Below are 11473 nucleotides of genomic sequence, written 5' to 3'. Positions count from 1 at the left end.
CGGTGCGGGTCGAGGAGGCGGTGCGGCCGTGAGCAGGCGGGTGGAGCTGGACGAGGAGAGCGTCGAGCGGGATCTCGTACGGCTGGTGCTGACCGTCGTGGAGCTGCTGCACCAGCTCATGGAGCGGCAGGCGCTGCGCCGCGTCGACCAGGGCGACCTCTCCGACGACCAGGAGGAGCGCATCGGGATGACGCTGATGCTGCTGGAGCGCCGGATGGACGAGCTGTGCACGCGGTACGACGTGGGGCGGGACGAACTGAACCTCGACCTGGGCCCGCTCGGCTCACTGCTGCCGCGGGAGGAGGACCGGTAGGAGACCGGTGGGAGACCGGTAGGGGGACCACCGGTGAGGACCGGTGACGGGAAAGCTCCGTGGTGCCTGGCGTGCCGGGTCCCGGCGCCACGGGCCGACGGCCCCGCCGTGGCGGCGGGGCCGTCTGTGGGTTCACCGACCGGTCAGTCCTTCCCCGGGGTCTTCCCCCGGTCAGTGCTTGCCCATGGCGGCGCGAATCGCGTCCTTGGTGCGGTCCACCACGGCGGCCACCGGACTGGTGACGGCGGCCTTCAGCCCGGACTCGGTGCCCGGATGCGGGTGGGTCGGCGCCACGGCCTCGGCGGCCTCGACCGCCTTGGCCAGCCCCCTCATCGCGCGCTGGTCGGAGACCGCGCGCAGGTGGGTGAACTCGCTCTTCTCCTCCGCCTTGGCGTGCTCCAGCACGGCTGTACGGAGCTCCTTGAAGAGGTCCACGAACTCCTGGGACTCGGTGTCCATGTCCTCCAGCCTGCTCAGCATCTCCTTGGCGCGCTTCTCTTCCTCCAACCGTTCACCGACCACCTTCTCGCCGCCCTCGATGTGATCGCGGACGTACGGGTGGACGACCTCTTCCTCGGCCGTCTCGTGCACCGCCAGCAGACGTACGACGCGGTGGAAGACGGCCTTGCGGTCCTCGCCCTTGCTGTTCACGACGTCGTCCAGGAGGCGGCGGATCTGCTGGTGCTGCTGTTCGAGCAGCTCCACGACGTTCTTCTGCTTCTCGGCCATGTCGTGCGGGCCCCTCTCGTCTCGTCGTGCGGGACGGCGGGCGAGTACCCGTACCCCGACGCCCGAGACGGCCGGAACCGGCCGCACCGCGGGGCAGCGGACAGGCCGGAACCGGGGCTACCGCTCTCCGCTGCACACAAGGACGAAATAAGCGCAAGATGGCCATAGCGGCGCTTGCCACTTCAGGAGACAGGGCCGCAGAAAAGAGATCGAAGGAGACGAGTCTGATGGCAGACGTCTCACACACCAGAGGCGATATCGCCAGTCACCCTGATGTTCCCGAGATGCGGGACCGGTACGCCCGCATGCTCGGCGGTCGCGACGTGGCGCTCGTGGACGGACCGGTCTTCCTCATCGGCCTGTACTGCGCCATCTCGCCGTGGACACTCCACTTCACCGCGAACCAGCCCGCCCTCGTGGCCCACAACCTCATCCTGGGCATCGCGCTCGGCCTGCTGGCACTCGGATTCACCGTCACGCCGGAGCGGATGTACGGCATGAGCTGGGCCATGTCCGCCATCGGCGTGTGGCTGGTCCTCTCGCCGTGGATCGTCGGCAGCAGCCCCGACGCGGGAGTCATCTGGAACAACGTCATCATCGGCGCCCTCACCGTGCTGCTCGGGATGACCTGTGCGGGCGCGGCCGCGAAAGTCGGCAAGCGGTCGTAGCGGAGGGCGGAACAAGGAAAGGAAGCACCTCGCCAGCCGGACAACGGACAGCTCGGCCGGTCCGCGCGCGGACCGGCCGACGCACGGCTCCCCCGGCCTCGCTCCAGACCCGCCCGGTGCATGAAGCGGCGGCACGCGGATACCCGGACCGGCACCACCCGGCGACGGCCGGGCGGCCCACTCCGGCGGGCGGCACCGCCGGACGGCTCCGGAACGGGAGACACAGGTGATGACAGAGAACGCGGGCGCCGGCCCCTTCCAGGAACCCCCCGTCCACGTCGACGCCGCGGTACTGGTGCTGGACTGTGCGGAGCCCGAACCGGTCGCGGAGTTCTACGCCAAGCTCCTCGGCGCCGAGCTGCCGGCCGAGCTGGGCGTCGAGCTCATCGAGATCACCAGCAGGAACGGCACACGGATGGCCTTCCGGCGGGACCACGGCGCGGCGCCGTCCTCCTGGCCCCGGCCCGATGACTCCCAGCAGGCCCATCTGCACCTGACGGTGCCCAAGGACCGCATGGACGACGTGGAGCGCCAGGTGATCGACTACGGCGGAAGCCCGATGGACTCCCAGCGGAGCGAGGGCACCGAGGAGCTGCGGACCTTCCGGGACCCCGCGGGCCATCCCTTCACCCTGCGCTCCGCGTGACCGCCCGGACCGCCGCTCCCGCATGCGCCGTACGTGCCGGTGCGCGAGAGTGACCACAGCGGGCACCGGCAGGAAGGGGTTGGCGTGCAGGGCGAGCGAGGCCTCACGACGTACCAGAGCAAGCGCGACTTCGAGCGGACCCGTGAGCCGCGGGGGCAGCAGGAAGCCGGCGCGCCGTCCGCCGACGGCGCCGATCCGGTCTTCGTCGTGCAGATCCACGACGCCTCCACGATGCACTTCGACTTCCGGCTGGAGGTGGACGGCGTCCTGAAGTCCTGGTCGGTACCGAAAGGCCCGTCCACGGATCCGCACGACAAGCGGCTGGCCATGCCCACGGAGGACCACCCGATGGAGTACCGGGAGTTCGAAGGGGTGATCCCGCAGGACGAGTACGGCGGCGGCACGGTCATCGTGTGGGACCAGGGGACGTACCGCCCGCTGCCGCCGAAGAAGCGCAAGGACCGCGAGGCCTCCTTCGCGGAGCGGCTGGAGCACGGGCACGTGACGTTCTGGATGGACGGCGAGAAGCTGCACGGCGGGTACGCGCTGACCCGCTTCCGCACGGCGGAGTCCGAGGGCCGGGAGTCCTGGCTGCTGGTGAAGGAGAACGACGAGCGGGCCGGCAAGCGCGGCGCCCCGGACCCGCGCCGGGCCAGGTCGGCGCGCAGCGGCCGGACGCTCAAGCAGGTCGCGGCCGACGAGGGCACCGAAGCGGACGGGAAGAGCTGACCGTGGCGGGAGAACTGCTGGAGTCGCTGCCCGGCGCGCAACGGCGGCTGCTGGCGGCCGCGCCTCCGGGCGAGGAGCTGGCAGCCCACCCCATGCTCGCGGTCCTCTCCGACCGCCGGGACTTCGACCGGGACTGGATCTTCGAGCGCAAGCTCGACGGCGTCCGGGCGCTGGCCGTACGCGACGGGGACCGCGCGAAGCTGCTGTCCCGCACCGGCCGCGCCATGGCCGGCACCTACCCGGAGATCGTCGACGCACTGGCCGCCCAGGACTGCCGGGACTTCGCCGTGGACGGCGAGGTCGTCGCGTTCTCCGGCGGCCGCACCGAGTTCTCCCGCCTCCAGCAGCGGATGGGCATCACCGACCCCGCGCAGGCCCGCGCCAGCTCGGTGGCGGTCACGTACTACGTCTTCGACCTGCTGCGGCTGGACGGCCAGGACCTCACCCGGCTGCCGCTGCGCACCCGCAAGTCACTGCTCCGCCGCACCCTGCGCTTCGTCTCCCCGCTGCGCTTCACCCCGCACCGCAATCAGGGCGGCCCGGAGGAGCTGGCCGACGCCTGCGAGCGGGGCTGGGAGGGGCTGATCGCCAAGCGGGCGGACGGGCCGTACGTGCCGCGCCGCTCCGGCGACTGGCTCAAGCTGAAGTGCGCCCGCGGCCAGGAGTTCGTCATCGGCGGCTTCACCGAGCCGGCCGGCAGCCGCGTCGGCTTCGGCGCGCTGCTCCTCGGCTACTACGCGGACGGCAGGCTCCGGTACGCGGGCAAGGTCGGCACCGGCTACGACCAGGCGGCGCTGCACCGCATCCGCGGCCTCCTCGACGACCGAGAGCAGGCCCGCTCGCCGTTCGGGGACGCGGTACGGGAGCGTGGCGCGCACTGGGTGCGCCCCGAACTGGTCGCCGAGGTCGGCTTCACCGAGTGGACCAGGGACGGCATGCTCCGCCACCCCCGCTTCCTCGGCCTGCGCGACGACAAGAAGCCGTCCGAGGTCGTACGGGAGGAGCCCCGGGCAGCGTGAATCCGGGCGGAGGCGGGCGGTCCGGCGGGTGCCGGACCGCCCGCGTGTGTGCGGTCGCTCAGTGCACGTCGGTGACGACGAAGCCGCTGTTCACCCTGGTGGGTACGCGGTGCAGCGGGATGCTCAGGTCCTGCTCCGGCACCCGGTACTCCAGCCGGGCCAGCAGGGGGACGAGCGTCTGGAGGAGGGCGAGCACGATGTCCTCGCCCGGACAGCGGTGGCCGCCGGAGACCTCGCCGCCGCCCTGCGGGATGAGGTCGTCGCGCCCCGGCTCCGCGTCCGTGAAGCGCGTCGGGTCGAAGGTGTACGGGCGCGGCCACAGCTCGGGGTCGTGCAGGTACCCATAGACATCGAGCAGCACCATCGTGCCGGCCGCCACGGGCTCGCCCCGCCACTCCAGGTCGCGGGCGGCGAGCCCGCCGAGGAACGGCACGAAGGGGTAGAAGCGGCGTACCTCGTGGGCGAAGGCGCGGGCGTATCCGGTGTCCCCCTTGGCGAGCGGCGCGCCCTGCTCGGGCCGGCGGTGCAGCGCGTGCGCGGCGAAGGTCAGGAACCAGGCGACCGCGACGGTCGGCCGGATGACGTTGAGGATCTCCACGGCGGCCGTGTGCGGGTCCAGCAGGGCGCCGTCGGCCTCGTGGTGCCGGGCCACCTCCGCCAGCGCCGCACCGGCCGGGGCGCCCTGCTCGGTGTGGCCGGGGCCGCCGCGCCGGACGTCCTCGATACGGCGGGCCAGCCGCTCCTCCTGGCGGCGGCGGGCGCGGCGGGCCCGCCAGTGGCGCGGTCCCGGTGTCGCGAAGCCGTCCACCATGGCGACCAGGTCGTCCGCGGTCTCCCGGGCCGCCTCGCCGTCGAGCGGGATGCCCGCCCAGCCGCAGACGGTACGGGTGAGGAGCAGCCCGAACGCGTCGAAGAGGACGACCTGGGACCGGCCGGCCCAGTCGGCGCGGGCGCGCTCCCATTCGGCGGTAGCGCGCTCGGTCAGGTCGGCGATGCTCTCCCGGTCCTTGAGGAGGTGCACGAAGAGGGCCTTGCGTACGCGGTGCCGCTCGCCGTCCAGCGTGTGCACGGCGCCGCGGCCGAAGAGTGTGTCCAGGACCGGTCCCGGCAGCGCGTCACGCCGGTGGATGTGGCTCTCGTCGTAGAAGAACCGCACGGCGTCGATGCCGTGCAGGGCGATCGCCGGCTTGCCCAGCAGCCGGGTACGGACCGGCGCGCCGCCGTTGCGGCGCCGCCGGTCGGGCAGCCAGGCGTACCCCTCCACCAGGAGCGGGAGGGTGCTGTCGGACAGGGAGGACAGCGCGGGCAGGGATGCCGCCACCGTGCTCAGTCCTCGTCCGCGCGCGGTGGGCGGGTGTGCCGGGTCCGCTCGGGGTCGCGTCGGGTGCCGGCCTCGGCGCGCTCGTCCTCGTCGACGGACTCCTGGGCGTCCAGACTGGTGGTCAGGGGGTCGCCGCTCTCACCGACGACATGCCGCCGTTCCTCGGGCTCCGCCACCCGGGTCTCGGCGTCCTCGAACTCGGCCAGCACCTCCTTCGCCGCGGTGTCGCGGTCCCGGGGGTCGCCCCGGCCCGCGCCCTTCGCCGCGCTGCGGCCGTTCTCGTTCTGCTCGCTCTTCCGAGTCATAACACTCCGATCCGTCCTTACGGGGATCGTCCGGGTGCCCTCCGCGCGGGGCCTCAACTCATGATGGTGGGACACGTCATAACCGGCATCACGGGGCGCTCCGCCCGGCGCCCTCCTGATCGGCCACCTCGGCGAAGGCGCTGTCGCCGAGCCGGTCCAGCAGCTCCGCGGGGTCGGCGTACACCTCGGCGGCGCCGGCCTCCTCCAGGTCGGCGCGCGGGATCCCGCCGCACAGCAGGGCGACGGCCCGGACCCCGGCCCGGGTCGCGGCCTGCATGTCGTAGACCGAGTCCCCCACGAACACCGCCTGCCCGGCGGACACCCCGGCCAGCTCCCTGGCGTACTCCACGGGCTCGGGCGCGGGCTTTCCCTCCTTCACGTCGTCGGCGCTCGCGGTGTCGGTGATGGCGTCGTCGGCGTCGATGGCGCGGCGCAGCGCGCCCAGCTCGTAGCCGCCCGCCGAGGTGACCAGGATGTTGTGCCAGCCGCGCCGGGCGAGGGCGCGCAGCAGGTCGCCGGCGCCCGGCAGTGCGGGCAGCCGGTCGAAGTACGTCCCGTACAGCGTCTTGTGCGCGGCGCTGATGTCCGCATCCTGGCCGGCGTCCCGGTCCTCCCCCAGCACGTGGCCGATCAGGTCGTGCGACGGGCGCCCGAGCGCGTGGTGGATGGCGGTCATCGGCACCTGGTGCCCACGCTGCCGGAACGCCTCCCACCAGGCCGTGACGTGCAGATGGTTGGTGTCGGCGAGCGTGCCGTCCACGTCGAAGAGTGCCGCGCGTGCCATGGATGTGCCTTTCCGTCCGGGGAACTGCGGAGTACCCGCGTACCCGTCACAGCCTGACCACGCGCCCGCACCACCGCCGACCACCACCGTCCGAACGGGTGAGGCGGAACGGGTCAGACCACCGGTGCTGCCGGCAGCGGCAGGCCCGTGTAGTTCTCGGCCAGCTCGGCCGCCGCATGCGGGGAGGTGGCGATGCGGTCGAGCTGAGAGATCTGCAGGCGGGTGTCGAAGGGGGACTGGTCGGGGGCGGTGTGCAGGGTGGTGGTCATGAAGTACGAGAAGTGCTCGGCGCGCCACACCCGGCGCAGGCAGGTGTCGGAGTAGGAGTCCAGCAGGTCGGTGGCGCCGGTGGTGCCCCAGTCCGCGAAGGCGCGGGCCAGGACGATGACGTCGGCGGCGGCGAGGTTGAGGCCCTTGGCGCCGGTGGGCGGCACGATGTGGGCGGCGTCGCCGGCCAGCAGGACCCGGCCGTACGCCATCGGCTCGGTGACGTGACTGCGCATCGGGAGGACGGATTTGCTGGTGATGGTGCCACGCTTGAGGCGCCATCCGGGGTCGGCGGCGAGGGCGAAGCGGGCGTCCAGCTCGTCCCAGATGCGGTCGTCGGACCAGTCGGCGGGGTCGGTGCCGTTGGGGACCTGGAGGTAGAGCCGGCTGACGGACGGGGACCGCATGCTGGCGAGGGCGAAGCCGCGGTCGGAGTGGGCGTAGATCAGCTCGTCGGCGGCGGGCGGCGCGTCGGCGAGGATGCCGAGCCAGGAGTACGGATAGACGCGCTCGTAGGTGGTGCGCAGGTGTTCCGGTACGGCATTGCGGGCGACCCCGTGGAAGCCGTCGCACCCGACGACGTAGTCGCAGGTGAGGGTCTGTTCCTTGCCCTCGTGGGTGTAGCGGATCGATGGCCGGCCGGTGTCGGCGCCGTCGATCGCGTGCACCTCGGCCTCGAAGAGCAGCGGGCCGCCCTCGGCGAGCTGGAGCGCGATGAGGTCCTTGACGACCTCGGTCTGTGCGTACACCGTCACCCGCCGACCGTCGGCGAGGGAGGGGAAGTCGAGGCGGTGGGCGCGTCGGTCGAAGCGCAGCTCGATCCCGTCGTGGACCATGCCCTCGGCGTCCAGCCGGGCCCCGGCACCGCATGCCCGGAGGGCGTCCACGGTGGCCTGTTCCAGGATTCCGGCGCGCTGGCGCTGCTCCACGTACTGGCGGTCGCGGCGTTCCAGCAGGACGCTGTCGATACCGGCGGTGTGCAGCAGGCGGGCGAGCAGCAGGCCGGCGGGGCCGCCGCCGATGATCCCGACGGTGGTGTGCATACGTCTCTCCTCGTCGTCGAGGACGGGCCCGCTCCCCGTCGTCCCAGGAAGCGGGCTTGTGCAGGATGTTCGCGTGGTGAAGTATCATTCACTGGCGTTCCGCAGAGTTTGCGCGCGACGCTGTCGCCTGTCAACGGTTCGCCGGCAACAGTGCAGGTCCGCCGCGCGGCGGACCCCCGGTGCGGGCGGCCGTCCGCATTCCTTACGGTGTCCTGCACAGACCGCGACGGAGAGCCGATGCCACCGACCGACACCACGCCGCCCGCCGCCACCGACGAGGTGCCGGCCGAGGCCGTCACGCCGCTGATGCGCGGCATCGCCGTGCTGCGCCGGCTCACCGAGGCCGACGGCACACTCAGCCCGAGCGAGCTGGAGCGCGCCACCGGCCTCGCCCGTTCCACCGTCGACCGGGTGACCGCGACCCTGGCGCGGATGGGCTACGTACGGCTGGACGGCCGGGACGCCGTGCTCACCCCGCGCGTCATGGAGCTGGGCAACGCCTACCTCGCCGCGCTGCGGCTGCCCGGCCTGCTCGGCGGGCACGCCGACGCGCTGGCCGACGCGCTGGACGAGTCGGTGTCGCTCGCGGTGCCCGACCGGGACGGCATCCGCTTCCTCCACCAGGCGACCCGGCGCCGCGCGATGTCCCTGAGCTTCCGCATCGGCGACCTGCTGCCCGCCGAGCGCACCGCGCCGGGCTCGCTGTTCGCCGCGGGATGGTCCGAGGCGGAGTGGGCACGCTGGCGGGAGCGCCGGGCCGCCGATCCGGAGCACCGCGGCTTCCCGGCGGTGCCACCGCTCGACGCCGGCCGCGCCGCGGCCGACAGCGACGGGGACAGGGACGGCGAAGGCTTCGAGGAACGCGCCCGGCAGGCGCGAGCGCAGGGCTGGGCGCTGGACGACCAGCTGATCGAGCCGGGGCTGGTCGCGCTGGCCGTGCCGGTGCGCGCCCCGGACGGCTCGGTCGCCTGCGCGGCGAGCGTGGTGAGCCACACCAGCCGGCACGGTGCGGCGTCCCTGCGCGACACACTGCTGCCCCGGCTGCGCGAAACGGTGGCCGCGATGGAACGGGAACTGGTTCAGGCACAGGAGGCGCCACGCGAGGCGGAAGTCCCTTCGCCCGCGCCGCTCGCCGCCTGGACGGCCGCCTCCAAGCAGGAGTTGGGGCGGGAGTTCATCGAGTCGCTGGCCCGCGGCCTGACGGTGCTGACGGCGTTCGGCGCGGGCCGGGCCGAACTGACACTGTCCGCGGCCGCCGAAGCGACCGGCCTGGCGCGGGCCACCGCCCGCCGGGCCCTGATCACCCTGGAGCACCTGGGGTACGTCGCCTCCGAAGGGCGCGCCTTCCGGCTCACCCCGCGCGTGCTGGCGCTCGGCTATCCCCCGCTCTCCCGCACCACGCTCCCCCAAATCGCGGCACCGCACCTCGCCACGCTCGCCGCGCGCGTACACGACTCCGCCTCCCTGGCCGTGCTCACGGGGGACGACATCCAGTACACGGCACGGGTCGCCACCACCCGCGTGATGAGCGTGAACATCACCACCGGCACCCGGCTGCCCGCGTACGCCACCGCCCTGGGCCGGGTGATGCTGGCCGGCCTGCCGCCCGCCGAGCGGCACGCCCGGCTCGCCCGCACCGAACTGCGGCCACTGACCCCGCACACGGTCACCGGGTCCGCCGAACTCACCGCGCTCCTCGACCGGATCGCGGACCAGGGCCACGCACTGGTGGAGGAGGAGCTGGAGGAGGGCCTGCGGTCGCTCGCGGTGCCGGTCCACAACGGTGCGGGCGAGGTGGTGGCAGCGGTGAACGTCGCCATGCACACCGTCCGGCGCAGCTCCGAGGAGTGCCTTACGGACGTCCTCCCCGAGCTGCGTGCCGCCGCGGCCGGCATCGAAGCGGACCTCCACATCGCGGGCCGCTTCACCCGCATCCCCACTGCCTGAGCGGCGCGTCGATCACCGGCAGACCGCCCCCGGGGCCTACGCGTCGCCCGTCTGCGCGACCCGTAGCAGCAGTGCGTGCAGTGTCGCGGATTCCTCGGAGGTGAGGGGGCCGGTCAGTTCGTCGGTGACGCGGTGGCTGGCCTCGTCGGTGTCGCGGAGGTACGTACGGCCCGCGTCGGCCAGCACGACGATGCGACGGCGCCGGTCGGCGGGGGCCGGGCGGCGCTCCACGAGGTGCAGGCGTTCGAGGTCGTCGACGAGGCCGACGATGGCGCTCGGGTCGTAGCCGAGCCGTTCGCTCAGCTCCCGCTGCGGCGCGCCCTCGACCGTGGCGAGGTACCGCAGCAGCGCGTAGTGGCGCAGCCGGAGGCCAGATTCCTGGAGGGCGGCGTTGAAGAGCTGCCCCGAGCGCAGGCCGAGCCGGTAGAGCAGATATCCGGTGTCGGCGTGCAGCCCCCGCATCCACGGCTCGTCGGCGTCGACGGGCCTGGCCTGCGCGGCGGGCGTTCCCTGGGCGGTCATGGCGCTCCCTGTTCCGTGCCCCCGGTGCGGGGCGGTCTTCCCGGTTCTCCATCTCACCAGCGGACCCAGCATGCCGCATTTTTGATTACGGGAACAACCATTGACGTCAACAATGATTGGTCTTAGCTTCGATCACGGCGGGGTCACCGGCCCGACCGGCACCCGGCCCGCCCCTCCCCCCTGACGTCAACACCCGTATTCCGCATGCCTGTTGAGAGGACCGCACCATGTCCGGACCCGCTTCCCCCACCCCCGTGGATCTCACCGGCAAGGTCGCCGTCGTGACCGGTTCCGGCCGTGGCCTGGGGCTCGCGTACGCCTCGGCGCTCGCCGCCGCCGGTGCTTCCGTCGTCGTCAACGACCTCGACGAGGCCGTGGCCGAGGAGGCCGCGAAGAGCATCACGGAGGCCGGCGGCCGGGCCGTCGCCGAGGCCGCCGCCGTCGGCTCAGCGGAGGCCGCTGACCGACTGGTGGCCCGCGCCGTCGAGGAGTTCGGCCGGCTGGACGTGATGGTCACCAACGCGGGCATCCTGCGCGACCGGGTGCTGTGGAAGATGACCGACGACGACTTCGATGCCGTGCTCACCACCCACCTCAAGGGCACCTTCACCTGTGCCCGGGCTGCCGCCGTGCGGATGCGGGAGCAGGGCGACGGCGGCCGGCTGATCCTGGTCGGCTCCCCCGCCGGGCAGCGCGGCAACTTCGGCCAGACCAACTACGCGGCGGCCAAGGCCGGCATCGCCGCCATGACCCGTACCTGGTCGATGGAGCTGGCGCGGGCGGGCATCACGGTGAATGCCGTCGTGCCCGTCGCGGCGACCGCGATGACCGAGACCATCCCGGCGTTCGCGCCGTACATCGAGGCGATGCGGCGCGGCGAACCGTTGCCTGACTTCCTGCGCAAGGGCGAGGGGTTCGGCACCGCCGAGGACTGCGCCGCGCTGGTGCCGTTCCTCGCCTCGGACGCCGCGAAGGACGTCACCGGCCAGTGTGTCGGCATCGGCGGCGACAAGCTCGCGCTGTGGTCGCACCCGCAGGAGGTGGCGGTGGCGTACGCGGACGGCGGCTGGCGCCCGGAGGCCGTCGCGGCGGCCTGGCACACGTCCGTGGGCCGCGAGCCGCAGTCCGTGGGCATCCCCGCACCCGTGATCCCGGAGGCGTGAGCCATGACCCGCAACGT

13 protein-coding genes are annotated in these 11473 nt (G+C 73.0%); 7 read left to right on the top strand and 6 right to left on the bottom strand.

Annotated elements, in window-relative coordinates; all coding sequences use genetic code 11:
• Positions 1-28 precede the first annotated feature (28 nt).
• Positions 29-313: a gas vesicle protein K gene (locus ACIGQF_RS20575; RefSeq protein WP_361562138.1), complete on the top strand. Its 285-nt coding sequence runs from the start codon at positions 29-31 to the stop codon at positions 311-313.
• A gap of 171 nt (positions 314-484) precedes the next feature.
• On the opposite strand, the gene ACIGQF_RS20570 is transcribed toward ACIGQF_RS20575, so the two are convergent.
• Positions 485-1042, bottom strand: a complete 558-nt coding sequence (locus ACIGQF_RS20570) for a hemerythrin domain-containing protein (protein ID WP_399711985.1) — start codon at positions 1040-1042, stop codon at positions 485-487.
• Positions 1043-1269: 227 nt separating this feature from the next.
• Here ACIGQF_RS20570 and ACIGQF_RS20565 point away from each other — a divergent pair, with 227 nt between their 5' ends.
• From ACIGQF_RS20565 to ligD, 4 genes are all read left to right on the top strand, one after another.
• A complete protein-coding gene (locus ACIGQF_RS20565; protein ID WP_399711983.1) occupies positions 1270-1710 on the top strand; it encodes an SPW repeat protein in 441 nt (146 codons plus the stop codon).
• A gap of 229 nt (positions 1711-1939) precedes the next feature.
• A complete protein-coding gene (locus ACIGQF_RS20560; RefSeq protein WP_399711981.1) occupies positions 1940-2356 on the top strand; it encodes a VOC family protein in 417 nt (138 codons plus the stop codon).
• Positions 2357-2440: 84 nt separating this feature from the next.
• A complete protein-coding gene (locus ACIGQF_RS20555; protein WP_399711979.1) occupies positions 2441-3085 on the top strand; it encodes a DNA polymerase ligase N-terminal domain-containing protein in 645 nt (214 codons plus the stop codon).
• A gap of 2 nt (positions 3086-3087) precedes the next feature.
• Positions 3088-4104 (top strand): non-homologous end-joining DNA ligase, encoded by a 1017-nt coding sequence (gene ligD, locus ACIGQF_RS20550; RefSeq protein WP_399711977.1) that lies wholly within the window; start codon positions 3088-3090, stop codon positions 4102-4104.
• 58 nt (positions 4105-4162) lie between these two features.
• On the opposite strand, the gene ACIGQF_RS20545 is transcribed toward ligD, so the two are convergent.
• The 4 genes from ACIGQF_RS20545 to ACIGQF_RS20530 form a co-directional block, all read right to left on the bottom strand.
• On the bottom strand, positions 4163-5395 hold the full coding sequence (locus ACIGQF_RS20545; RefSeq protein ID WP_399712606.1) for a cytochrome P450: 1233 nt from the start codon (positions 5393-5395) through the stop codon (positions 4163-4165).
• Positions 5396-5430: 35 nt separating this feature from the next.
• Positions 5431-5730, bottom strand: coding sequence for a hypothetical protein (locus tag ACIGQF_RS20540; RefSeq protein ID WP_399711975.1), 300 nt, complete (start codon positions 5728-5730; stop codon positions 5431-5433).
• 88 nt (positions 5731-5818) lie between these two features.
• Positions 5819-6514 (bottom strand): HAD family hydrolase, encoded by a 696-nt coding sequence (locus ACIGQF_RS20535; RefSeq protein WP_399711973.1) that lies wholly within the window; start codon positions 6512-6514, stop codon positions 5819-5821.
• A gap of 113 nt (positions 6515-6627) precedes the next feature.
• Positions 6628-7824, bottom strand: a complete 1197-nt coding sequence (locus ACIGQF_RS20530) for a 4-hydroxybenzoate 3-monooxygenase (RefSeq protein WP_399711971.1) — start codon at positions 7822-7824, stop codon at positions 6628-6630.
• Between the two features lie 237 nt (positions 7825-8061).
• On the opposite strand from ACIGQF_RS20530, the gene ACIGQF_RS20525 reads away from it, so the two are divergent.
• Positions 8062-9771: an IclR family transcriptional regulator C-terminal domain-containing protein gene (locus tag ACIGQF_RS20525; protein ID WP_399711969.1), complete on the top strand. Its 1710-nt coding sequence runs from the start codon at positions 8062-8064 to the stop codon at positions 9769-9771.
• A gap of 36 nt (positions 9772-9807) precedes the next feature.
• Here the strand turns inward: ACIGQF_RS20525 and ACIGQF_RS20520 are convergent, their stop codons facing one another.
• Positions 9808-10293, bottom strand: a complete 486-nt coding sequence (locus ACIGQF_RS20520; protein ID WP_399711966.1) for a MarR family winged helix-turn-helix transcriptional regulator — start codon at positions 10291-10293, stop codon at positions 9808-9810.
• A 227-nt stretch (positions 10294-10520) separates the two neighbouring features.
• Here ACIGQF_RS20520 and ACIGQF_RS20515 point away from each other — a divergent pair, with 227 nt between their 5' ends.
• Entirely contained in the window at positions 10521-11456 is a 936-nt protein-coding gene (locus ACIGQF_RS20515) for an SDR family NAD(P)-dependent oxidoreductase (RefSeq protein ID WP_399711964.1), read from the top strand.
• Positions 11457-11473 lie beyond the last annotated feature (17 nt).

The organism is Streptomyces sp. NPDC053560 (genome assembly GCF_044544605.1).
GTDB lineage: Bacteria > Actinomycetota > Actinomycetes > Streptomycetales > Streptomycetaceae > Streptomyces.
This window is presented reverse-complemented; position numbering and strand designations above follow the sequence as displayed.